The 23,217-nt window shown below is 62.7% G+C and carries 23 protein-coding genes; 15 read left to right on the top strand and 8 right to left on the bottom strand.

The annotated features are described in order from the left end of the window. Positions 1 to 9: 9 nt before the first annotated feature. The gene (locus tag AC0Z35_RS17145; RefSeq protein WP_104143600.1) at positions 10 to 546 is read right to left on the bottom strand and encodes an outer membrane protein assembly factor BamE; all 537 of its coding nucleotides are present in this window, start codon (positions 544 to 546) and stop codon (positions 10 to 12) included. Positions 547 to 702: 156 nt separating this feature from the next. Between AC0Z35_RS17145 and fur the strand changes: the two genes are divergently transcribed. Continuing rightward, positions 703 to 1,122 (top strand): ferric iron uptake transcriptional regulator, encoded by a 420-nt coding sequence (gene fur / locus AC0Z35_RS17140; protein WP_046803419.1) that lies wholly within the window; start codon positions 703 to 705, stop codon positions 1,120 to 1,122. Between the two features lie 222 nt (positions 1,123 to 1,344). On the opposite strand, the gene recN is transcribed toward fur, so the two are convergent. Beyond that, on the bottom strand, positions 1,345 to 3,006 hold the full coding sequence (recN, locus tag AC0Z35_RS17135; RefSeq protein ID WP_485132245.1) for a DNA repair protein RecN: 1,662 nt from the start codon (positions 3,004 to 3,006) through the stop codon (positions 1,345 to 1,347). 13 nt (positions 3,007 to 3,019) lie between these two features. Further along, the gene (locus AC0Z35_RS17130) at positions 3,020 to 3,919 is read right to left on the bottom strand and encodes an NAD kinase (protein WP_046803417.1); all 900 of its coding nucleotides are present in this window, start codon (positions 3,917 to 3,919) and stop codon (positions 3,020 to 3,022) included. Between the two features lie 139 nt (positions 3,920 to 4,058). Between AC0Z35_RS17130 and hrcA the strand changes: the two genes are divergently transcribed. From hrcA to dnaJ, 7 genes are all read left to right on the top strand, one after another. Next, a complete protein-coding gene (hrcA, locus tag AC0Z35_RS17125; protein WP_046803416.1) occupies positions 4,059 to 5,063 on the top strand; it encodes a heat-inducible transcriptional repressor HrcA in 1,005 nt (334 codons plus the stop codon). A 45-nt stretch (positions 5,064 to 5,108) separates the two neighbouring features. Continuing rightward, the gene (gene hemH, locus AC0Z35_RS17120) at positions 5,109 to 6,233 is read left to right on the top strand and encodes a ferrochelatase (RefSeq protein ID WP_219991796.1); all 1,125 of its coding nucleotides are present in this window, start codon (positions 5,109 to 5,111) and stop codon (positions 6,231 to 6,233) included. Then, positions 6,223 to 6,459, top strand: coding sequence for a hypothetical protein (locus AC0Z35_RS17115; protein WP_485132246.1), 237 nt, complete (start codon positions 6,223 to 6,225; stop codon positions 6,457 to 6,459). Before hemH ends, AC0Z35_RS17115 begins: the two co-directional genes overlap by 11 nt. 145 nt (positions 6,460 to 6,604) lie before the next feature. Continuing rightward, on the top strand, positions 6,605 to 7,162 hold the full coding sequence (gene grpE, locus AC0Z35_RS17110; RefSeq protein WP_046803413.1) for a nucleotide exchange factor GrpE: 558 nt from the start codon (positions 6,605 to 6,607) through the stop codon (positions 7,160 to 7,162). A gap of 17 nt (positions 7,163 to 7,179) precedes the next feature. Beyond that, the gene (locus tag AC0Z35_RS17105; RefSeq protein ID WP_120154091.1) at positions 7,180 to 7,584 is read left to right on the top strand and encodes a thioredoxin family protein; all 405 of its coding nucleotides are present in this window, start codon (positions 7,180 to 7,182) and stop codon (positions 7,582 to 7,584) included. Positions 7,585 to 7,663: 79 nt separating this feature from the next. Next, positions 7,664 to 9,589 carry a molecular chaperone DnaK gene (dnaK, locus tag AC0Z35_RS17100; protein ID WP_046803411.1) on the top strand — a complete coding sequence of 642 codons (1,926 nt, stop codon included), beginning with the start codon at positions 7,664 to 7,666 and terminating at the stop codon, positions 9,587 to 9,589. A 108-nt stretch (positions 9,590 to 9,697) separates the two neighbouring features. Continuing rightward, the gene (gene dnaJ, locus AC0Z35_RS17095) at positions 9,698 to 10,828 is read left to right on the top strand and encodes a molecular chaperone DnaJ (protein WP_046803410.1); all 1,131 of its coding nucleotides are present in this window, start codon (positions 9,698 to 9,700) and stop codon (positions 10,826 to 10,828) included. Between the two features lie 448 nt (positions 10,829 to 11,276). Here dnaJ and AC0Z35_RS17090 read toward each other — a convergent pair whose 3' ends face one another. Both AC0Z35_RS17090 and AC0Z35_RS17085 read right to left on the bottom strand, forming a co-directional pair. Next, positions 11,277 to 11,666 carry a DUF4148 domain-containing protein gene (locus AC0Z35_RS17090; protein ID WP_104143605.1) on the bottom strand — a complete coding sequence of 130 codons (390 nt, stop codon included), beginning with the start codon at positions 11,664 to 11,666 and terminating at the stop codon, positions 11,277 to 11,279. 343 nt (positions 11,667 to 12,009) lie between these two features. Then, positions 12,010 to 14,766 (bottom strand): M16 family metallopeptidase, encoded by a 2,757-nt coding sequence (locus tag AC0Z35_RS17085; RefSeq protein ID WP_485132247.1) that lies wholly within the window; start codon positions 14,764 to 14,766, stop codon positions 12,010 to 12,012. A 98-nt stretch (positions 14,767 to 14,864) separates the two neighbouring features. Between AC0Z35_RS17085 and AC0Z35_RS17080 the strand changes: the two genes are divergently transcribed. From AC0Z35_RS17080 to AC0Z35_RS17070, 3 genes are all read left to right on the top strand, one after another. Next, positions 14,865 to 15,464 carry a GNAT family N-acetyltransferase gene (locus tag AC0Z35_RS17080; protein WP_485132248.1) on the top strand — a complete coding sequence of 200 codons (600 nt, stop codon included), beginning with the start codon at positions 14,865 to 14,867 and terminating at the stop codon, positions 15,462 to 15,464. Between the two features lie 250 nt (positions 15,465 to 15,714). Next, a complete protein-coding gene (locus tag AC0Z35_RS17075; RefSeq protein ID WP_104143610.1) occupies positions 15,715 to 16,092 on the top strand; it encodes a hypothetical protein in 378 nt (125 codons plus the stop codon). Between the two features lie 115 nt (positions 16,093 to 16,207). Beyond that, positions 16,208 to 16,762 (top strand): GNAT family N-acetyltransferase, encoded by a 555-nt coding sequence (locus AC0Z35_RS17070; protein WP_120154097.1) that lies wholly within the window; start codon positions 16,208 to 16,210, stop codon positions 16,760 to 16,762. 40 nt (positions 16,763 to 16,802) lie between these two features. Here AC0Z35_RS17070 and AC0Z35_RS17065 read toward each other — a convergent pair whose 3' ends face one another. Continuing rightward, positions 16,803 to 17,975, bottom strand: a complete 1,173-nt coding sequence (locus tag AC0Z35_RS17065) for a vWA domain-containing protein (protein ID WP_120154099.1) — start codon at positions 17,973 to 17,975, stop codon at positions 16,803 to 16,805. Between the two features lie 23 nt (positions 17,976 to 17,998). Then, positions 17,999 to 18,880 carry an AAA family ATPase gene (locus tag AC0Z35_RS17060; protein ID WP_046803404.1) on the bottom strand — a complete coding sequence of 294 codons (882 nt, stop codon included), beginning with the start codon at positions 18,878 to 18,880 and terminating at the stop codon, positions 17,999 to 18,001. Positions 18,881 to 19,056: 176 nt separating this feature from the next. Here AC0Z35_RS17060 and AC0Z35_RS17055 point away from each other — a divergent pair, with 176 nt between their 5' ends. Both AC0Z35_RS17055 and AC0Z35_RS17050 read left to right on the top strand, forming a co-directional pair. Then, positions 19,057 to 19,410 carry a c-type cytochrome gene (locus tag AC0Z35_RS17055; protein WP_046803403.1) on the top strand — a complete coding sequence of 118 codons (354 nt, stop codon included), beginning with the start codon at positions 19,057 to 19,059 and terminating at the stop codon, positions 19,408 to 19,410. 10 nt (positions 19,411 to 19,420) lie between these two features. After that, positions 19,421 to 19,783, top strand: a complete 363-nt coding sequence (locus AC0Z35_RS17050) for a c-type cytochrome (protein ID WP_319308138.1) — start codon at positions 19,421 to 19,423, stop codon at positions 19,781 to 19,783. Positions 19,784 to 19,830: 47 nt separating this feature from the next. On the opposite strand, the gene AC0Z35_RS17045 is transcribed toward AC0Z35_RS17050, so the two are convergent. Beyond that, a complete protein-coding gene (locus tag AC0Z35_RS17045; RefSeq protein ID WP_046803401.1) occupies positions 19,831 to 20,256 on the bottom strand; it encodes a DUF1841 family protein in 426 nt (141 codons plus the stop codon). A 201-nt stretch (positions 20,257 to 20,457) separates the two neighbouring features. Between AC0Z35_RS17045 and icd the strand changes: the two genes are divergently transcribed. Both icd and AC0Z35_RS17035 read left to right on the top strand, forming a co-directional pair. Further along, positions 20,458 to 21,714 (top strand): NADP-dependent isocitrate dehydrogenase, encoded by a 1,257-nt coding sequence (gene icd, locus AC0Z35_RS17040; protein WP_006217809.1) that lies wholly within the window; start codon positions 20,458 to 20,460, stop codon positions 21,712 to 21,714. A 121-nt stretch (positions 21,715 to 21,835) separates the two neighbouring features. Beyond that, complete coding sequence (locus tag AC0Z35_RS17035; RefSeq protein ID WP_485132249.1) at positions 21,836 to 23,113, top strand: O-antigen ligase family protein; 1,278 nt, start codon at positions 21,836 to 21,838, stop codon at positions 23,111 to 23,113. Positions 23,114 to 23,217: the final 104 nt, after the last annotated feature.

Here is a 23,217-nt window from a genome sequence, read left to right as displayed (position 1 = left end):
CTTGAGGGGTTACCGAAGCGGCTCAGGCGCGTTGCCCGGTTGGCCGGGGTACTGATTCAGCGGGCTGACCGGAGCGGCGGCATCGCGCTTTTTCAGGTCTTCCTCTTCTTTGATGCGGGTTTCGTCCTGGTCCAGGCGCTTGTCCGCCTTTTCGTCGGCGGTGCTGCTGGGCGTGTTCAGCTGATAGGGCTGCAAATCAGGCTGCTTGTCGCCTTCCCAGCGGGTCAGGCGGTCGTTTTCGAACCAGACGGTGAACTTGCGTTCGCGGGCTTCGCCATAGCCGGGCTTGTAATAGTAGGGGTAGTCCCAACGGTTGGCGTGCAGCACGCTGGTCAGGGTAGGGCTGCCCAGCGCAAAGCGGACTTGCTCGCGGCTCATGCCCGGCTGGAGCAGCGCGACTTGCTCCTGGGTGATCCAGTTGCCTTGCTGGACACCGGCCTTGTAGGGGAAGCCCCACTTGTCCCCCGAGCAGCCGGCAAGGGCAATGGCCAGGGCGGCGACGGCCAATCCGGTCTTCAGCGAGCGGGAGGGAATTCGTGCAATCATGGACACTACGCGCCCCTATTATTTGGAAGCAGACAAAACCGTTATCATAAAGGTTTCATAAGGATAGTTCCGCGAGGCGGCATGAAATCAGGTGAGCCGACTCGCGGTGCACCCTTGATCCTGCCCATGCCTACGCGGACGGAGAGCGATTACACCATGAGCGACCAAAGCGAACTGAAGAACATGGGTTTGAAGGCGACGTTTCCGCGCCTGAAAATTCTTGATATTTTCCGCAAATCCGACCAACGCCACCTTAGCGCCGAAGACGTCTACCGCGCGCTGATCGGCGAAAACGTCGAAATCGGCCTGGCAACCGTCTACCGTGTGCTGACCCAGTTCGAGCAGGCCGGCATCCTGGCCCGCAGCCAGTTCGACAGCGGCAAGGCTGTGTTCGAACTGAACGACGGCGATCACCACGATCACCTGATCTGCACGAATTGCGGCACCGTGGTCGAGTTTTCAGACCCGGAGATCGAAAAGCGCCAGCAGAAGATCGCCAAGGACAACGGTTTCGCGCTGGAAAGCCACGCGATGGTGTTGTACGGCGTGTGCAGCAGCTGCGTGAAAGGGCGCTAAACCGCTAGCGTCCGCCCCACGGTCCGTGGCCGCGCTCGTTGCGGGCCAGTGAGATCAAAAGCCCCTTCTTGATGAAGGGGCTTTTTTTTGTCTGTGAGGGGGCGGGGCTTTTGCCCGGCTTTGCCTGGCTTTCTCGCGGCTTCGTGCCGTATTTTGTACGGCGTTCGCGCGAATTTGCCTTGGAGCCAGGGCTGGACTTGCCCCCGGCTGCGCTCAACCGCCTCAGGCCGCGGGCTGGCCGAAACCTTCCAGCATTTCGCGGGCGTGCTCGCGCGTGGTGGCGGTCAGCTTGATGCCGCCCAGCATCCGGGCGATTTCCTCAACACGCGCCGCCGCGTCCAGTTCTTCGATGCTGGAGCGCGTGGTGCCGCGAGATTCCGTCTTGCTGACCAGGAATTGGTTGTTCGCGCAGGCGGCTACCTGGGGCAAGTGGGTCACGCACAGCACTTGATGGCGTTCGCCCAGCTCGCGCAGCAGCTTGCCCACGGCTTCGGCCACCGCGCCGCCTACGCCGCTGTCGACTTCGTCGAAGATCAACGTCGGCACGCGCGCCGCGCGGCTGGCAATGACGGACAGCGCCAGCGAAATCCGCGACAACTCGCCGCCCGAAGCCACTTTGGCCAGGGGGCGCGGGGTGGTGCCGGCGTGGCCGGCCACCAGGAATTCAACCTGCTCGTTGCCGTGCGCGGACGGCGCGGCGGCGGTCAAGGTGGGTTCGAACTTGCCGCCTTGCATGGCCAGCGTTTGCATGGCCTGGGTGACTTGCTTGCCCAGGTCCTTGGCAATCTTGCGGCGGGCGGTCGACAGCTTGGCGGCTGCCGTGTCGTATTGCGACTGCGCCGCAACTGACTGAGCCCGCAGCGCATCGATATCCCCCGCCGCTTGCAAGGCGGCCAGCTCGGCATGCAGGGAATCGCGCAATTCGCACAGGGCGTCGGGCTCGACGCGGAATTTGCGCGCGGTCTCGAACACCAGGCCCAGGCGTGCTTCGACGTCGGCCAGGCGCTTGGGGTCCAGATCGACGCGGCTGACGTAGTTGTTCAGGTCGGACACGGCTTCGCTGATCGCGATGCGGGCGGACTCGAGTTCGTCGTACACGCCTTGCAGGCCGGGGTCATGCCGCAGCATTTGCTGAATGCGGTGATTGGCGGCTGTGACACGGTGGTGCGCGGAATCGCCTTCGCCGTCCAGCGCTTCCAGGATTTGCGAGGCGCCGTCCAGCAGCGACTGCGAATGCGACAAGCGCGTGTGCTCGGACTGCAAGGATTCCCATTCGTCGGGGCCCAGTGCCAGCTGATCCAGTTCGTCCACCTGCCATTGCAGTCGGTCGCGTTCGTTGGCCAGGCTGGCGGCGTCTTTTTCGGCGGCTTCGAGCTGCCGCGCCAGCGCGCGCCATTGCTTCCACGCCTGACCCACGGCCTGGCGCAGATCGCCATGGCCGCCGTGCGCGTCCAGCAGATCGCGCTGTGCGTCGGGGCGCATCAGGCTTTGATGGGCGTGTTGGCCGTGGATGTCGACCAGGCTGTCGCCCAATTCGCGCAGCTGCCCCACGGTGGCGGGCGTGCCGTTGATGTATGCGCGGCTGCGGCCCTGCGCGTCGATGACCCGGCGCAGCGACAGTTCGTCATCGACGTCGATCTCGCGTTCATTCAGCCAGCTGTGCAATGACTTCGGCGTATCGAACACGGCAGTGATGTCGGCGCGCGGTGCGCCTTCGCGCAGCATGCTGGCGTCGCCGCGTTCGCCCAGCGCAAGCGCCAGCGCGTCCACCAGGATGGATTTGCCCGCCCCGGTCTCGCCGGAGAACACGGTGAAGCCGGGGCCGAAATGGATTTCGGTCTGTTCGACGATGACGAAGTCGCGGATATGCAGGGTGCGCAGCATGTCGGGGCGCTTACTACTCTACGTTGTCGGTGGCCTGGGGCATCAGGTTCCAATGCAACTTGCGGCGCAAGGTGGAAAAGAAGCTGTAGCCCTCGGGGTGCACGAAGCGAATGGTGTACGGCGCGCGCTGCACGACGATGCGGTCGCCCGGTTGCAGGTCAGACCAGGTCTGCATGTCGAAATGCACGCTGGCGCCCACTTCCACGCGGCCCATCGCGGTCAGCGTCATGTTCAGCACACCGGTGTCCGGGATGACGATGGGGCGATTCGACAGCGTTTGCGGCGCCACGGGCACCAGCACCATGGCGTTCATGCCGGGGTGCAGGATGGGGCCGTTGGCGGACAGCGCATACGCGGTCGAGCCGGTAGGCGTGGCGATGATCAGGCCATCGGCGCGCTGTGTGTACATGAAGGCGCCGTCCAGTTCGACACGCACTTCGATCATGCCGCCGCGGCCGGCGCGGTTCAGCACGACGTCGTTGAGCGCCGACGCGGAATACATTTTCTGGTCGCCACGCCACACGCTGCCTTCCAGCAGCATGCGTTCTTCAATCTGGAAGCTGCCTTCAAGCACGCGCGCCAATGCACCGTGCGCGTCTTGCAGCGGGATGTCGGTGATGAAGCCCAGGCGCCCGTGGTTGATGCCCACCAGGGGGACACCAAATGGCGCCAGATGCCGGCCGGCGCCCAGCACCGTGCCGTCGCCGCCCATCACGACGGCCAGCGATGCGTTCTGGCCGATCTCTTCGAGGGTAGCTATTGGGTATTCGGTCAGGCCGGTGTTGCGCGCGGTGTCGGCATCGATCAGCACATGCCGGCCCGCTTGCGTCAGCGCGTGCGCAAGGGCTCTTAGCGGGGTGTCCAGGCCGGTGTCCTGGTATCTGCCGATCAGGGCGACGGTAGGAAAGTGCATGGATGCGGGCGTATCAAAAGGGCGAAGCCGAAGCCAAAACCTGCCCGGAATGGGCCGATTAGCCGATTATATGGGGCCGCATATCTGCTTGCGGGACAAAAATCGCCTTTATCCTAAAAGATTCCTTAAAATGCCCGCTATGGATGACCGCGCACGCGCACTACTGAAAGCGTTGATAGAACGCTACATCGCCGATGGGCAGCCCGTCGGCTCGCGGACGCTATCGAAAGTCTTTGACTTGTCCCCGGCTACCATCCGCAATGTCATGGCGGACCTGGAAGAGCTGGGGCTGATCCATAGCCCGCACACCTCCGCCGGCCGCGTGCCTACGCCGCGGGGCTATCGCATGTTCGTCGATTCCCTGCTGGCCGTGCAGTCTTATCAGCTGCAACCGCACAACATGGGCGAAATGCTGTCGGCGGCCGAACCTACCCGCGCCGTCAACGCCGCCGCCGCGTTGCTGTCCAACCTGACGCAATTCGCGGGCGTGGTGCTGACCCCCAAGCGCGCCCAGGTGTTCCGGCAGATCGAATTCATCCGGCTGTCGGACAAGCGCGTGCTGCTTATCATCGTCACGCCGGATGGCGATGTCCAGAACCGCATTCTCTTTGTTCAGCGCGATTACGCCGAAGCGGAATTGCTGGAAGCCGGCAATTTCTTCAACATGCATTTCGCGGGCAAGTCGTTCAACGCGGTGCGCCAGACGCTATCGACCGAACTGGCCCAGCTGCGCGAAGACATTTCGCGGCTGATGCAGGCGGCGGTCGAGGCCAGCGCCGAGGCCGCGGAAGACGGCGACACGATGGTCATCTCGGGCGAGCGCAAGCTGCTGGACGTTACGGATATCGCGTCCGACATGGACCGGCTGCGCAAGATGTTCTCGCTGTTCGAGAAAAAGACCGACCTGCTGCAACTGCTGGACGTGTCCAGCCGCGCACAGGGCGTGCAGATCTACATCGGCGGCGATTCCCAATTGGTGCCCATGGAAGAGGTCTCGGTCATTACCGCGCCCTATGGCGTGGACGGCAAGGTCGTGGGCACGTTGGGCGTCATCGGCCCGACCCGCATGGCTTACGAACGCGTGATTCCCATCGTGGACATCACGGCGCGCCTGCTGTCCAACGCGCTCAGCCACAACCAGTAGTCCCATTCAAAGCTACATCCTCCTCGCGGAGGAAGGGGAGTTTTTGTGTTTCTTCGCCTGTTCAAGTACCTGTGGCCTGAACGCTACCTGCCGGAAGCCGAGCAGGACGACCCCTTCAACGAAGACCCGCCGGCCCGCGCGCCCGGCAAAGTCGGGGTGCTGCTGGTCAACCTGGGTACGCCGGATACGCCGGACAAACAGGGCATCCGCAAATACCTGGGCGAATTCCTGTCCGACCCCCGCGTCATTGAAATTCCACGTTATTTATGGAAACCCATCCTGTACGGGCTGGTGCTGACGCTGCGACCCAAGAAGCTGGCGCCGCGCTATGCGGGCGTCTGGCTGAAAGAAGGGTCGCCCCTGATGGTCTATAGCCAGCGCCAGGCGGACGGCGTACGCGCCGCGCTGGAGGCGGCGGGCATCGACGCCGTGGTGGAACTGGGCATGCGCTACGGCAACCCGTCCATCCCCGACGCCATCACCCGTTTGCGCGCGGCCGGTTGCGAACGCATCCTGACCGTGCCGCTGTACCCGCAATACGCGGCCAGCACCACGGCCACGGTCGTGGACGCGGTTACCCGCCATGCCGGGCGCCTGCGGGATCAGCCTGAACTGCGCTTTACCAAGCGCTTTCATGAGGACCCCGCCTGGCTAGACCCGCTGGCCGCCCGCATCGAGTCGTTCTGGCGCGAGCACGGCAAGCCGCAGAAGCTGGTCATGAGCTTTCACGGCTTGCCGCGATATTCCATCGAACTGGGCGACCCCTACTACCGCGACTGCATGGAGTCGGCCCGCCTGTTGTCCCAGCGGCTGTCGCTGCCGCGCGAACAGATCGAAGTCACCTTCCAAAGCCGCTTTGGTACTGCCCGCTGGCTTGAGCCCTATACCGAACCGACCCTGAAAGCGTTAGCCGCTTCGGGCGTTACCGAGGTGGATGTGGTGTGCCCGGGATTTGTGGCAGACTGTCTGGAAACCCTGGAAGAGATCAGCCTGGAATGCCGGGACGCCTTTATTGAGGCGGGCGGCAAGCAGTTTCGTTACATCCCTGCGCTGAACGACGACCCCGCGTGGATCGCCGGCTTGGCCACTTTGGTGGAACGCAACTTGCAGGGCTGGCCGTTGAAGATCCAGGCCAACACGGACTTGAAGGAGAAGGCGCATGCACCATGATCCCAAGAGCGGCAAGAGCGTAAAAAAGGGGACCGTTGCCACCCCGGTGGACGAGGATCAGGTCGAACACGATCTGGACGAAGCGCTAGCCGAGACCTTTCCCGCCAGCGATCCCATCGCCATCCGTCCTGAACCGGACGACGATGACGACAAGGTGGATCGCGGGCTCGAAGAGAGCTTCCCCGCCAGCGACCCGGTCGCCCCGGCGCAGCCCCACAGGAAGTAAGCAGCCGGCCCCGCCGGGCCAAGCCCGGGCGGGCTTGCTGCCTCGGGCGGGCGCCGTCAGGGAATATTTCCCTTTCCCGGGCTTGAAATAGGGGTATTGGCCCCCATTCATGTCTGCGAAAGCCATTCTTTTTGGAGGATTCCCCATGACGGCACCCCACGAGCCTGTAGATAAGACGCCCGAAGCCGGCCAGAACGCCGACGCGGCACCCGCCGACCAGGGCGCGGCAGAGGCCGAGCTGAACGAGTTGCGCGCCCAGCTGGACGCCGCCCAAGCTACCGTCAATGAGCAGCACGATCAGCTTCTGCGTGTGCACGCCGAAGCTGAAAATGTGCGCCGCCGCGCGCAGGAAGAAGTGTCCAAGGCGCGCAAGTTCGGCATCGAATCGTTTGCCGAAAGCCTGGTTCCGGTCAAGGACAGCCTTGAGGCCGCCCTGGCACAGCCCGACCAGACCGTCCAGACGCTGCGCGAAGGCGTCGAAGTCACCCTGAAGCAGTTGTCGGCCGCGTTCGAGCGCAACATGCTCAAGGACATCGCGCCGGCCCAGGGCGACAAATTCGACCCGCACCTGCATCAGGCGATTTCGTCGATCCCCCACGAGCAACCCGCCAACACGGTGGTGCAGCTGCTGCAAAAGGGCTACGCCATTGCCGACCGCACGCTGCGTCCGGCGCTGGTAGTCGTATCGGCCGGCCAAGGCTGAAACGCCGGCAGCGTGTCATGACCGATCCCCGTTTCGATCCGGCTCAAGTCTTCCAGGTGTTCGGCATGCGTCATGTCGACACCGAGGGCTTTGATGCCACCGTGGTCCAGGCGCCGGGAACGGATCTGCGCTGTGTGTTTTTATGGGGACAGGATTGCTATAACTGCAATCTTTTCAAGCAGGCGGCGCTGCTGCACCAGGAAACGTTGCTGAAGCTGGGCCTGACCTGGTTCGAGGCCGACGTTTACGCCGACGAACCCCTGGGCCGGCGCTTTTCCCTGCATGGTGTCCCCACTTTCGTGCTGTACCGGGCTGGCAAACGGCTGGGTCGTATCACCGGTTGGCCCGGATTGCCCCAGTTCACGGCGGCAATTTCGCGGTTGCAGGACCCGAATGCGGAAAATTCCGGCAAGGCGTCTTGAAAACCCTGCGACTAACCCCAGTTATGTGGGGACAAGAAGTTTCTCTCTATTTTCATAGATCAATTCAAGGTAACCCACCATGAGCAAGATTATTGGCATTGACCTGGGCACGACCAACAGCTGCGTGGCTGTGATGGACGGCGGGCAGGTCAAAATCATTGAAAACGCGGAAGGCGCCCGTACCACCCCCTCGATCGTCGCCTACATGGACGACGGCGAGACCCTGGTTGGCGCTCCCGCCAAGCGTCAGGCCGTGACCAATCCCCGCAATACCCTGTACGCAGTCAAGCGCCTGATTGGCCGCAAGTTCGAAGAAAAGGCCGTGCAAAAGGACATCGACCTGATGCCCTACACCATCGCACGCGCCGATAACGGCGATGCCTGGGTCGAAGTGCGCGGCAAGAAGATGGCGCCTCCCCAAGTGTCGGCCGACGTGCTGCGCAAGATGAAGAAGACCGCCGAGGACTACCTGGGCGAAGAAGTGACCGAGGCCGTGATCACCGTGCCCGCCTACTTCAACGACAGCCAGCGCCAGGCCACCAAGGACGCCGGCCGCATCGCCGGTCTGGAAGTCAAGCGCATCATCAACGAGCCCACCGCGGCCGCGCTGGCGTTCGGCCTGGACAAGACCGAAAAGGGCGACCGCAAGATCGCCGTGTATGACTTGGGTGGCGGCACGTTCGACGTGTCCATCATCGAAATCGCTGACGTTGACGGCGAAAAGCAGTTTGAAGTGCTGTCGACCAACGGCGACACCTTCCTGGGCGGCGAAGACTTCGACCAGCGCATCATCGACTACATCATCTCCGAGTTCAAGAAAGAACAAGGCGTTGATCTGTCCAAGGACGTGCTGGCGCTGCAACGCCTGAAGGAAGCTGCTGAAAAGGCCAAGATCGAGCTGTCCTCGGCCCAGCAGACCGAAATCAACCTGCCGTACATCACGGCGGATGCCTCGGGTCCCAAGCACTTGAACCTGAAGATCACGCGCGCCAAGCTGGAAGCGCTGGTTGAAGAACTGATCGAACGCACGATCGAGCCCTGCCGCGTCGCCATCAAGGACGCCGGCGTGAAGGTTTCCGACATCGACGACGTGATCCTGGTCGGCGGCATGACCCGCATGCCCAAGGTTCAGGAAAAGGTGAAGGAATTCTTCGGCAAGGATCCGCGCAAGGACGTGAACCCTGACGAAGCCGTCGCCGCTGGCGCCGCCATCCAAGGTTCCGTGCTGTCGGGCGACCGCAAGGACGTGCTGCTGCTGGACGTGACGCCTCTGTCGCTGGGTATCGAAACCCTGGGCGGCGTGATGACGAAGATGATCCAGAAGAACACGACGATCCCGACCCGGTTCTCGCAAACCTTCTCGACCGCGGACGACAACCAGCCGGCCGTGACGATCAAGGTGTTCCAGGGCGAACGCGAAATCGCCGCGGGCAACAAGGCGCTGGGCGAGTTCAACCTTGAAGGGATCCCGCCGTCGCCGCGCGGCATGCCGCAAATCGAAGTCACGTTCGACATCGACGCCAACGGCATCCTGCATGTGTCCGCGAAAGACAAGGGTACCGGCAAGGAAAACAAGATCACCATCAAGGCCAACTCGGGTCTGTCGGAAGACGAGATCCAACGCATGGTCAAGGATGCCGAGGCCAACGCCGAGGAAGATCACCGCGTTGCCGAACTGGCTCAGTCGCGCAACCAGGCCGATGCGCTGGTGCACGCCACCCGCAAGTCGTTGACCGAGTACGGCGACAAGCTCGAAGCTTCCGAAAAGGAAAGCATCGAGGCCGCCATCAAGGACCTGGAAGACACGCTGAAGGAAGGCGACAAGGCCGCGATCGACGCCAAGGTGGAAGCCTTGTCGACCGCGTCGCAGAAGCTGGGCGAAAAGATGTACGCCGACATGCAGGCGCAACAAGCCGCCGGCCAGCAGCAAGCGGCCGATAACGCGAAGCCGGTGGACGACAACGTCGTCGACGCCGACTTCAAGGAAGTCAAGCGCGACCAATAATGGCCGGGCGCTGACCAGCCTCTGCCGCCCGGTAGCCGGAGAAATCCGCCTACCGGGCGTACTCATTCTGTAGCACTGAAAAGACGGCTCTATTCGAGCCCACGGATCATGGCAAAACGCGACTATTACGAAGTTCTGGGCGTAGCAAAAAACGCCTCGGACGACGAACTCAAGAAGGCCTATCGAAAGCTGGCCATGAAATACCATCCGGACCGCAATCCGGACAGCAAAGAAGCCGAAGAGAAGTTCAAGGAAGCCAAGGAAGCCTACGAGGTCCTGGGCGATGAACAAAAGCGTGCCGCCTATGACCGCTACGGCCATGCGGGCGTGGATCCCAATTCCGCCGGCATGGGCGGGGCAGGGATGGGCGGCGGCTTTGCCGACGCCTTCGGCGACATCTTTGGCGAGATCTTTGGCGGCGCGGGCGGCGGCGGCCGTCGCGGCGGCCCGCAGGTGTATCGTGGCGCCGACCTGAAATACGCGCTGGAAATCACGTTGGAACAGGCTGCCGCCGGTTTCGACACTGAGATCCGCGTGCCCAGCTGGGAAAACTGCGACACCTGCCACGGCTCTGGCGCCAAGGTCGGCACGTCGCCCAAGACCTGCCGCACCTGCGGTGGCTCGGGCGCCGTGCGTATGCAGCAGGGCTTTTTCAGCGTGCAGCAAACCTGCCCGACCTGCCACGGCAACGGCAAGGAAATCACCGACCCGTGCCCGTCGTGCGATGGCGTGGGCCGCATCCGCCGCAACAAGACCTTGCAGGTGAAGATTCCGGCCGGCATTGATGACGGCATGCGCATCCGCTCCAGCGGCAATGGCGAACCGGGCATCAACGGCGGTCCTCCGGGCGACCTGTATGTGGAAATCCACATCAAGCAGCACAAGATCTTCCAGCGCGATGGCGACGACCTGCACTGCGAGCTGACCATTCCGTTCACCACGGCGGCACTGGGCGGCGAATTGCAGGTGCCCACGCTGGGTGGCAAGGCCGAGATCTCGATTCCCGAGGGCACGCAGTCGGGCAAGACTTTCCGCTTGCGCGGCAAGGGTATCCGCGGCGTGCGCGGCAGCTATCCGGGTGATCTGTACTGCCACGTGGTGGTGGAAACGCCGGTGCGCCTGAGCGAAGACCAGAAGAGCATCCTGCGCCAGTTCGAGACGTCGCTGAACGACGGGGGCGATCGCCACTCGCCGCAAAGCAAGTCCTGGACGGATCGGGTGAAGGAATTCTTCAGCTGATCGGGTTGAAGGGCGCTAAAAAGCCGCGATGGAAATCGCGGCTTTTTCTTTTTGGGGGGCGTTTGGCAATGCGCGATCATCCTGGCCCCGGAGGCGTGGAGGATCGCCCAACGTAAAAAGGCCGCGGCTGGCTCGCCGCGGCCTTACTGCTGGTACTGCAACTGCTTGGTACTTCAACTGCTGGGTACTTCAACTGCTGGGTACTTCAACTGCTGGTACTTCAACTGTCGGTACTGCAACTGCTGGGTACTTCAACTGCTTGGTACTTCAACTGCTTGGTACTGCAACTGCTGGTACTTCAACTGCTGGTACTTCAACTGCTGGTACTTCAACTGCTGGTACTTCAACTGCTAAGTACTGCTACTACTACTGCGGTTGCCGCTGTGCCGGAAAAAACCGGTCCCAGGCCATGATGCCGCCCGAGACCGGCCGGGCTACAGCAAGCAGCTCACCGGGTGATCGGCGGGTATTCGAGCTCGCCGAACGTGTACTGGCCGCTGGCCTTGGCTTGCGCCAGTTCCTGCTGCACCTGGGCGCGGGACTTCGCGCTGGCCGAGGTGGCAATGACGGGCGGGTATTGCAGTTCACCAAAGGTGTATTCGCCGCTGATCTTGGCTTGTTGCAGCTGGGCGCGCACTTCGTCCGAGCTCAGGCTGGCTGCCTGGGGTTGGGCGGGCGGGTAGTCCAGTTCGCCAAACGTGTATTGGCCGCTGGCCTTGGCTTGCTGCAATTCGGTCACGACCTGGTCGCGGGTCTTGGCTTGTTCCAGACCGGCGGCTTGGGCGCCAACGCCAACAAGCGCCAGGGATAGCAACAGGGTGGTGGTTAGGGTTTTCATGATTGAGACCTCCGTGTCATCTTGGATGGGGACCGAATCCGGCGGCCCTCCGTCGTGGTTCGTTGTTTGTTCCCGATGACTGAATTCTGCGCTTGATCCCACCTGGGATAAACCCTTGCTTGTTGAAAACATCTTTCCAAATAACCGAGTAATAAGCGTGATAGTGAAAAATCTCCCCGTTTTTGGCATGGTCTTGGCATGGTCGCGGCCCTCCAGGGAAACTTTCCTTACCGCCGGGACGGCAGATGGCGCAAAAAAGCCCCTGCCGTCATCCGGCAGGGGCTAGGGCGTAACCGCGGGGTCCGGCGCGCTCAGGCGCCGGCAGTACCCGGATCGGTTCAGGTCAAGGCGCGGCTTTCTTCTTGAAGTCGCCGGCGACGGCGGTGCTGAAGCCGTCGGGACGCAGGTACTTGCGCAGCGCGGCGTTGACCGCATCTGGCGTCAGGGCCGAGATCTTCTTGTCCATCTCGGCTGACCACTCAAACGTGCGACCACGTTGCAGATAGTCCAGCCAGGTGCTGGCCAGGATGTCGTCCTGCGCGCGCGCCAGGTTGCGGTAGTTGAGCAGCGCGTTGATGCCATCGGTGATTTCCTTGTCGGAAAAGCCGTCTTTCAGCACGCGAGCCAGTTCCTCGTTGATGGCCTTTTCCAGCCGTTCACGATTCTGCGGCGCGTAGATGGCGTACATGGTCCAGCTGGCGCTGGGTTCGAACGAGGACACCGACAACGAACTGCGCACGTTGTACGACAGCCCTTCGGTCTCGCGCACGCGATTCCACAAGCGTGACGTTTCCGACGCACCGAACAGGTAATTGCCCAGATACAGCGCCGCGTAGTCGGCATCGGTGTCTTGCAGCTTGAGCGGCATGCGCGACAAGTAGAACGCATTGGCCTTGTCAGGCGTGTCGATATCGAACTGCTTGGCGGGGATGTCGCGGTACGGGTTGGGCACGCGCGTGTAGGCAGGCGCCTTCTTCCAGCCGGCAAGGCCCGTCTTGATGGCCTTTTCGACGGCCGCCGGTTCAAAGTCGCCCACGGCGGAATACTCGATCTTGCCGGCGCCGTAGAACTTGGCGTGGAATTTGACCAGCGCGTCGCGGTTCAGGCCACGTACATTTGCCAGCGACTCTTCGAACGTGGGCACGTAGCGCAGGTCATCCACGGGCCACGGATTGTCCTGGCGGGCCAGGGTGCGTCCGGCCAGGGCTGACGGTTCGGTCATGGCGTTTTGGATCGACGTTTCCAGCTGACGCTGGTATTCGTCCAACTGCTCTTTCGGGAAGTTGGCGTTGCGCACGATGTCCAGCGCCAGGGCAGTGAGCTCGGGCAGGTTTTCGCCCTTGGTCGACATGGCGATCTTCAACGTGGTGCCGCCGCCGCTGAAACCAAGTTCAGCCTGGAGCTTGTCCAGCCGATCCTGGATGTCCTGGCGCGACAGCTTGGCCGTGCCGCGTAACAGCAGGTCGGCCACCGCGCTGGCGTTCACGCGTTGCCCGCGCAGGTCTTTCTCGTTGCCGAACTGGATCAGCATCTGCGCCTGCACGCGGTTGCCGCGCGTGGCCTTGGGCAGCAGCGCCAGTTGAACCGGCCCGTTGGGCAGGTCCAGCTTCTTCCTTTGCGTCAGCTTGTCGATGTTTTCCGGGGTGGGGTCAAAGGCCGAGGCGGCCTTGAAGTCCGGGTCGCCCTTGTAGTCCTTGAACACGGCGGTCAGGTCCACGCGTTGCGTCTGCGGAGCGCGCAGCGGCTTTTCGGTGGGGATATAACGACCTTCGATGCGATTGCTTTGCAGCAGGTACGTGGTGGCCGCCTGCTGGACTTCAGCGAGCGTGGCCTTGCGGGCGCGGTCGCGCTGCAAGAAGAACAAGCGCCAGTCGCCGGCCGCAATGGCTTCGGACAACGCCACGCCGACTTGCTCGGGGTCGCTGTAGGTTTGTTCCCATGCGGTCAGCCACTTGCTGCGGGCGCGGTCCAGTTCTTGCTGAGTGAACGGCTTTTTACCCAACGATTCCAGCGTGCCGGTCAGCGTCTTCATGGCGGCGTCCAGGTCTTTGCCGGGCGGCAACTGCGCGCCGAACATCGCCAGGCCCGGATCGCGGTTTTCCATGGTGAAGCCAAATACGCCCGAGGCCATTTTCGTGGCGACCAGCGCGTGGTACAGGCGGCCCGACGGCGTGTCGGACAAGATCACGGTGGCCAGGTCCAGCGGCACGAAGTCGGGGCTGCCGGCGGCGGGGATGTGGTACATCGCGGCAACCAGCGGCGTGCCGCCCGTGCGGCGCAGCGTGACGGAGCGTTCGCCGTCCTGCACGGGTTCCACGGTGTATTCGGGCGGCAGCTTGCGCTCGGGCTTGGGCAGCTTGCCCAGCGTTTGCTCGATGTCTGCCAGGGTGGCTTGCGGGTCGAATTTGCCGGCCACGATCAGCACGGCGTTATCGGGCTGGTAGTACTCGTGATAGAAGGCGCGCAGCTGGCCGATGTCTACGTTTTCAACGTCGGAGCGAGCGCCGATGGTGTTCTTGCCGTAGCTGTGCCACTGGTAGGCGGCGGCCTGCATCTTTTGCATCAGAATGCGTGAAGGACTGTTTTCGCCGCTTTCCATTTCGTTGCGGACGACGGTCATTTCCGAATCCAGGTCTTCCTTGGCGATCAAGGAATTGACCATGGCGTCGGCCTGCCAGCCCAGATACCACTTCAAGGTGTCGGGGTTGGCGGCAAAGCTGGCGAAGTAGTTGGTGCGGTCGCTGGAGGTGGACCCGTTGGCTTGCAAGCCTCGGCGCGAAAACTCGCCCATGGCGTTGCGGGTAGTGGACGTGCCCTTGAACAGCATGTGTTCAAGCAGGTGAGCCATGCCGGTCTGGCCGTAGTTCTCGTTGCGAGAGCCGACCAGGTACGTCATGTTGACCGTGGTGGATGGTTTGGATTCGTCGGGTACCAGCAGCACCCGAAGGCCATTGGCCAAGCGATATTCGGTGATGCCTTCAACCGAGGCGGCCTCCGAAACGCCGGCCGGAAGATTGGCGGCGCCGGCCTGGAAGGCCAGGAAGGAGGAGAACAGCAGCGCACCCAACGGGCGCGGCAGCTTCGACAGGGACAGGCGCATGGCAGACAATTCCTTTGGCATGGCAGAATTCGTTGGAGTGTATACGTTGGCAATGGTTCAGGGGCTGCGGACCTGGGCGCAAGACAAGGAAGTGCGACATGTCGTTATCTCTTGAAGTAGAAACACCGCGTCTGGTGCTGCGGCAATGGCGGGCGGACGACCGCAAGCCCTTCGCCACCATGAATGCCGACCCTTGCGTAACGGAATTCCTGATCCCGCTTTCCACCGAGCAAAGCGATGCGATGGCCCAGCGGCTGGCAGCGGGCATCGACGAGCACGGCTGGGGCTTTTGGGCGGTGGAAGCGCCTGGCGCGGCGCCGTTCATCGGCTTTGTCGGCATCAAGCCGTTGCCGGCCCTGCTTCCGTTTGCGCCAGGCGTGGAAGTGGGCTGGCGGCTGGCTCGTCCCTTTTGGGGGCGGGGCTACGCCAGCGAAGCGGCCGAGGCGGCGCTGCGCGTGGGCTTCGACCAGGTGCACCTTCCCGAAATCGTGGCGTTCACCGCCGTGGGCAACCAGCGTTCGCAGGCAGTGATGAGGCGTCTGGGCATGCAGGCCGAGCCAGGTACGTTCGATCATCCCGCCTTGCCCGAGGGGCACAAGCTGCGCGAGCACGTGCTGTATCGACTGCGCCGCGAACAATGGCTGCGCCAGAATAACGGTGACGCAGAGATAGGCGGCGTGCCGGTTGCAGCCGCATAATCGGCCGAAAGTGGCGTCGTCACAGGGTGCTGCACCGCAACACCGTTCGTGCACAAGGCAAATTTGAGCTTGCCCGGCTTGCGGGTGTAAGCTTTTCAACACGTAGTAGCTGTTGCCGACGGGATGCGCGACAGCCGTCTACCCGGCTTCCCGTCCAACGCCAGACGCCGCTGCAAGCGCGGCGCCGGTGCTTGTCGTTCGCGCCTTCGCTGCCGGCATCCTGCCGGCGCATTTTTCGGAGGAACGACCCATGCTGACCGAAATCGTCACGCGTGCCTTGTCCCAATTGACCGGTAGCGCCCTGAACGGCGACGGCATCAAAGGACAGTTTCAGTACGCCTATGCCAGTGATGACGGCCAATTCGTGGCCATACTGACCCATGATATGACCACCTATGTGGTGGACCTGAACGCCCAACGTTATTTTGCCGAGTGCGGTGGTTCGCCCCGTGGGTTTGCCGGGCACGTGCTCGAGATGGAGGGCGCGGCCACGCGCAGCCACCCCTGGCCGGCCGCGAACGATCTCTTTGACCTGGATATGGACGGCGACGACCTGTCCTGGCGCCAATGTCCCGGCCTGCGGCATGCGTCCGCCAACAACCGATCAGTGGAGAGCCGCGCCGCCTGAGAGTGGCCAGAAGCGGCAACACCTCATTGAACCGGCGGATTCGCCGGTCTTTTTTTTGTGCGGACGCTCTCGGCCGATGCTATCGACGCGGCTCGTGACAGTACAATTTTGCGCCATGAACTCGCCCGACATCCACGTCCCACCAGGCGCCGCCCTGGTTGATTGCACGCATGCGCGCCATGCCGACCAGATACTGGCCATCTTCAACGACGCCATCGTCAATTCCACGGCGTTGTACGACTACAAGCCGCGTCCGCCAGAGGCTATGCAAGGCTGGTTCCAGGCCAAGCAGCAGGGCGGTTTTCCGGTAGTGGGATTCGAAAACGAGGCCGGTGAGTTGATGGCCTTCGCCAGCTACGGCACCTTCCGTGCCTGGCCCGCGTTCAAGTATTCGGTCGAGCATTCCGTTTACGTGGACGCGCGTTTTCGTGGCAAGGGGCTGGGCGAAGCGATGATGCGGGTGTTGATCGAACGTGCGCGCGCCAACCAGGTGCACGTGTTGGTCGGCGGCATCGACGCCTCGAACGAAGGCAGCATCCACCTGCACGAAAAGCTGGGCTTCACGCATTCCGGCACGATTCGCCAGGCCGGGTTCAAGTTCGGCCGCTGGCTGGATCTGGCGTTCTACCAACTGACGCTGGACACGCCCGAGCAGCCGGTCGACGGCTGACGCCCCGCAGGGCCTTACCGCGCGCCGTTACCGCAACCCCTTACTTGGACAGCACCCGCATGGCCTGTTCCAGGCCGGCGACGGTGACCGGGTACATGCGGTCCTGCATGATGTCGCGCATCAGCGCGATGGACTGCCGATACTGCCACGACGCGGTGGGCTCGGGGTTCAGCCATACCGACTTGGGCCACGCGTCCAGCAGCCGCCGCATCCATTGGGCGCCGGGTTCCTTGTTGTAGTGCTCGACGGACCCGCCCGGTTGCAGGATTTCGTACGGGCTCATGGTGGCATCGCCCACGATGATCAGGCGCCAGTCCGGGTTGTACTTGCGCAGCACATCCCAGGTGTCGAAGCGTTCGTTCTGGCGGCGGCGGTTGCTTTGCCACAGGCTTTCGTACGGGCAGTTGTGGAAGTAATAGACTTCCAGATTGCGAAATTCGCTGCGCGCCGCTGAAAACAATTCTTCGACGCGGCCGATGTGGTCGTCCATGCTGCCGCCCACGTCCAGCAACATCAGCACCTTCACGGTGTTGTGGCGTTCGGGCACCATGCGCAGGTCCAGGTGGCCGGCGTTGCGCGCGGTGCTGGCGATGGTGTCATCCAGGTCCAGTTCCATTTCGGCGCCTTGGCGCGCGAAGCGGCGCAAGCGCCGTAGCGCCACCTTGAAGTTGCGCGTGCCCAGTTCGACCTGGTCGTCGTAGTCCTTGAACTGACGCATGTCCCAGACCTTGACGGCCGACCGGTTGCCCGCCGACGCGCCGCCCACGCGAATGCCCTCGGGGTGGTAGCCGCCGTTGCCGAACGGCGACGTTCCGCCGGTGCCGATCCATTTGCTGCCGCCCGCGTGGCGCTCTTTCTGCTCTTGCATGCGTTCCTTGAAAAGCTCCATCAGCTTGTCCCAGCCGTGCTTTTCGATGGCCGCTTTTTCTTCGGGCGTCAGGTTCTTTTCAAACTGCTTGATCAGCCAGTCCAGCGGAATTTCCTTGCCTGGCGGCAGCGCGGCTTCGATGCCCTTGTAATAGGCGCCGAAAGCCTTGTCGTAGCGGTCGTAAAGCGATTCGTCCTTGACCAGCGTGGCGCGCGCCAGGAAGTAGAACTCGTCCAGCGTGGGCGCCATCAGGTCGTGGCGCAGGGCGTCCACCAGGGTCAGGTATTCCTTGACCGAGACGGGCAGCTTGTGCGCCCGCAGGTGATAGAAAAAGTCGATCAGCATAGGGTGCGCCGGTGGCTGCAAGATCAGCGGCGCTGGCCGCCGCGGGTCATGGCCGCCAGGCGTTCCAGCAGGTGCACATCTTGCTCGTTCTTCAGAAGCGCGCCGGCCATCAGCGGCACGGCGGTTGCTGTGTGGGCGTCGATCTCGGCCGCCGTGGCGTTTTCGGCCAGCAGCAGGCGCAGCCAGTCCAGCAGTTCCGAGGTAGACGGCTTTTTCTTCAGGCCGGGCGCATCGCGCAGCGCAAAAAAGGTGTCCAGCGCCGCGCGCAGCACGTCCTGTTTCAAGTGCGGATAGTGCACGGCCACGATGTCCCGCATGGTGTCGCGGTCGGGGAAGCGGATGTAGTGGAAAAAGCAGCGGCGCAGGAACGCGTCGGGCAGGTCTTTTTCGTTGTTGGACGTGATGATGACCAGCGGGCGATGGCGCGCCGAAATGGTCTCGCGCGTTTCGTACACATGGAATTCCATGCGGTCCAGTTCGCGCAGCAAGTCGTTGGGGAATTCGATGTCGGCCTTGTCGATCTCGTCGATCAGCAGCACCACCGGCTCATCGGCCTGGAAGGCTTGCCACAGGGTGCCTTGGACGATGTAGTTGCGGATATCGCGGACTTTTTCGTCACCCAGCTGCGAATCGCGCAGGCGCGAGACGGCGTCGTATTCGTACAGGCCCTGGTGCGCCTTGGTGGTGGATTTGATGTGCCATTGCAGCAGCGGCCGCCCCAGCGCGCGCGCCACCTCTTCGGCCAGCATGGTCTTGCCGGTACCGGGTTCGCCTTTGATCAGCAGCGGGCGCTGCAAGGTCAGGGCGGCGTTGACGGCCAGTTTCAGGTCGTCGGTGGCGACGTAGCTGTCGGTCCCGTTGAAGCGGGCAGGCGAGGCGGAGTGTGCGGACTGGGCTGCGGACATTGGCTTATGGCTTCCGAGGATTGACGGTGATCAATACCCATCGCAAGGTATTAATCCTGAGCAATTATCGTACAATCAGGCGGTTTTGCAGTTGGGTTCGACCCGCAACGTGTTTGCAGGGGGCCGACGTGTGAGCAGGCCCTAGTCCTTAAGCCATACCAAGAAGAGCCATTCCAATGAAGTTGCGAACCTCTCTGAAGTGCACGGTTTACGTGTTGGCCGCGATGGCATCCTGTGCGATCGCCGGTCAGGCTGTTGCTGCCGACGCAGCGCCTGTCGGTAATATCCAAAACGCCCGCGACAAGGTCTCCATGTGCATCGGCTGCCACGGCATCGAAGGCTACAAGGCGACGTTCCCCGAGCTGTATCACGTGCCGATGATTGCTGGCCAGAACGCCAAATACATCGAAACCGCCCTGAACGAGTACAAGAAAGGCGCGCGTAGCCATCCCACGATGGACGCCATTGCCGGCAGCCTGTCCGACCAGGACATCGCCGATCTGGCCGCGTACTACTCGAATCTGAAATAAGGGGCAAACAATGAATCGCACGATGCTTGCCCTTCTGGGCGCGACTTTCGCCATAGCGGGCGCCTCCGTCCAGGCGCAGGACCTGGCGGCCGGCAAGGCCGTTTTCGACAAATTCAATTGCGCGTCGTGCCACGGCGCCGACGCCAAGACCGCGGTGGACCCGGCCTACCCCACGCTGGCCGGCCAGCATGCCGACTACCTGTCGCATGCCTTGAAGGCCTACAAACGCGGCGCCTCGGGCAGCGCGGCCACCGCCAACGTGCGCAAGAACCCCATCATGGGCGCCTTTGCCACGCAGCTGTCCGACCAGGATATTTCCAACGTGTCGGCATGGCTCGCGTCTCAGCCCAGCGACCTGGGCGTACGCAAATAAGCCATAACGCTTGCGCGTTGCACGCTACATAAGCGTCAAAGCAAGCATCAAAGGCTGGCGCGGCGCCGGATCAGATCGATATAGGTGTCGCTGTCCAGCGGCGTGCCCAGGCGCTGCGCCTCCCATACGACTTGCCCCAGGCATTCCATGATTTCATGGGCTGCATGGTGCGCGTCCGAGCGGGCGGTCAACTGCTGGTAAGCCAGACGGATGCCGGGCGGATGGTCGATGGACAACTGCTCGGCGATGGCCAAATGCATGGACAGGTGCAGGAAGGGGTTGGTGCGCCCCTTTTCCACCGCGTATTCCATGGTCATGGCCTCGGGGCTTTCAAGGTCGCCGTGGTATTCGGGATGCTCGATGATCCAGTCCAGCGCGATGGCCTCGAGCGGGGTCAGCACCTCGTTGGCGCGGTGCTTGCGCCAGGTGTCGATAAAGAATTCGCGGACTTGGTCGCGTGAGGGATTGAACATCGGTGGGGGCGCAATGCGGTCTATGGACGCATTATTTTACCGCGCGCCCGATGGCCGCCGGTTGCCGGGAACCCTTTGCGATATAGAATTGGTTGCTATCCGCCATCCGGTGTGCGGTCAGACAGGGGTTTTTCCCTGCGGAATCGGACGCTTTTCGATGCGGCGCGTGCAGAAATACCACCCGGAGCAAATGGAGCATTCATGTCCTACCAACATATCAAGGTTCCCGCTGGCGGCCAGAAAATCACGGTCAACGCTGATTTCTCGCTGAATGTGCCTGAACAGCCCATCGTTCCCTTCATTGAAGGCGACGGCACGGGCGCTGACATCACCCCGGTGATGATCAAGGTTGTCGATGCCGCGGTGCAAAAAGCCTACGGCGGCAAGCGCAAGATCCATTGGATGGAAGTCTATGCCGGCGAGAAGGCCACCAAGGTCTACGGCCCGGACGTCTGGCTGCCCGATGAAACCCTGGAAGTCGTCAAAGACTACGTGGTGTCCATCAAGGGCCCGCTGACCACCCCCGTGGGCGGCGGCATCCGGTCGCTGAACGTGGCGCTGCGCCAGCAACTGGACCTGTACGTCTGCCTGCGCCCGGTGGCGTACTTCAAGGGTGTGCCTTCGCCGGTGCGTGAACCCGAAAAGACCAACATGGTGATCTTCCGCGAGAACTCGGAAGACATCTATGCGGGCATCGAATACATGGCCGAAAGCGAACAGGCCAAGGAACTGATCCAGTTCCTGCAGACCAAGCTGGGCGTCAAGAAAATCCGCTTTCCGAACACCTCGTCCATCGGCATCAAGCCGGTGTCGCGCGAAGGCACCGAGCGCCTGGTGCGCAAGGCCGCGCAGTACGTTATCGACAACGATCGCACGTCGCTGACGCTGGTGCACAAGGGCAACATCATGAAGTTCACGGAAGGCGGCTTCCGGGACTGGGGCTACGAGCTGCTGCAAAAGGAATTTGGCGCGCAGCTGATCGACGGCGGCCCGTGGTGCAAGTTCAAGAACCCGAAGACGGGCCGCGAGATCATCGTCAAGGACGTGATCGCCGACGCCTTCCTGCAACAGATCCTGCTGCGTCCGGCCGAATACGACGTGATCGCCACGCTGAACCTGAACGGCGACTACATCTCGGATGCGCTGGCCGCGCAGGTGGGCGGCATCGGCATCGCCCCGGGCGCCAACCTGTCGGATTCGGTTGCCATGTTCGAAGCCACCCACGGCACCGCACCCAAGTACGCCGGCAAGGACTACGTGAACCCCGGTTCCGAAATCCTCTCAGCCGAAATGATGCTGCGCCACATGGGCTGGACCGAAGCGGCCGACCTGATCATCTCCAGCATGGAAAAGTCCATCCTGTCCAAGAAGGTCACGTATGACTTTGCCCGCCTGCTGGAAGGGGCGACGCAGGTGTCGTGCTCGGGCTTCGGCCAGGTCATGATCGAAAACATGTAAACCCGCGGTTCGTATCAAGATGGTCCGCTGAACCCGCCCGCCGTCATGGCGGGCGGGTTTTGTCTAACGTATCCGCATGAAGCGCGCTGGCGCTTACGCTGCTCTTTCCAGGTTGATCGCTGTGCCCCGACTATATGTATCCCTAGCCACCTGGCTTGTATTGCTGGTTCCCGCGCTGGCGTTGACCAGCCCGGTGGGCGGCCCCGCCGTTCTTTATCTGAGCGCGCTGATTGCGCTGACCGCGCTGGCCGTGAACGCCGTCAAGCGCTACGAACCCATGGACTTCCGGGCCTTGTGGCCCATGTCGCTGGTGCTGCTGCTGCCCCTGGCCTGTATGTTCATCACGTCGGCGGTGCGCGGCGTGTGGAGCAATTCAGAACTTGAAAAGCTGTTGCGCTTCGCCTTGGCGCTGCCGGTGCTGTGGCTGCTGCTGCGTGCGCCGCGCCCGTGGTTGAAGGCGGTGCAATGGAGCGTGCTGGTGGGCGCCTTCGGCGGGGCCATGCTGCTGATCGTCACGATGGCGACGGTGGGCCGCAACGGCATGGTGGACGTGGGCGGGCGCTATAACGCGGTGGCGTTCGCCAACCTGACTCTGCTGCTGGGCGGCATGACCTTGCTGTCGATGGGCTTTGGCGCCTGTACGCGCTGGCCGCGCATCGAAATGGCGGTGAAGCTGGCGGTAGTGCTGCTGACCGTCTACGCCACGTGGCAGTCCGAGACGCGCAGCAGCTGGATGTTGCTGCCGATTCTGGCGCTGGTATTCCTGCTGGGCCTGCGCAACTGGAGCCGTCGTCACAAGGTGTATTGCGCGCTGGCGCTGTGCGTGGCGCTGGCCGCCAGCGCCGCCGCGATCTGGACGTTCAGCAGCCGCATGCACGAGATCACGTCCGACGTGCAGGGGTTTGCCACGTCGTCCAACCGCGATACCTCGTTTGGCATCCGCTTGCAGCTGTGGCATGCGTCGCTGCTGATGTTCCAGAAAAGCCCCATCGTGGGCGTGGGCCCCAGCATGTTCCGCGAAGAGTTGCGGCACTTGCAGACGCAGGGGATCGTGACGCAAGAGGTGGTTGAAGGCTTCGGTGAGCCTCACAACGATATGCTGGGTGCGTTGTCCGGATATGGCTTGCTGGGCTTGATGACCATCCTGACCTTGTATCTGGTGCCGGCCGGCGTTTTCTTCCGGCGCATGGCCAGCGACGACCGCGTGATACGGGTGGGAGCGCAGCTGGGCTTGTTGTTCTGCCTGGGTTATTGCGCGTTCAGCTTGACGGAGATGATGTTTCGCAACATGCGCAGCGTGCCCAATTACTCGCTGATCGTGGTCACGCTGATCGCGCTGACGACGCCGCGGCCGACCAAGCAGCCAGTGACACCGCCGGCGGTGCCCCCGAGGCCATGACCTCCCATCCCTGACGACCCGGCATCCAGCCGCCGGGCCCGCACCAAACAAAACGCAAGGCGTCCCGCGCCTTGCGTTTTTTTTGCGCCCGGCGCTTGCGCCAG

The organism is Achromobacter sp. 1L-A-4-B-C2 (assembly GCF_057291955.1).
Note: the sequence above shows the minus strand (reverse complement) of the source record. Positions and strands in the feature narration are given on the sequence as shown.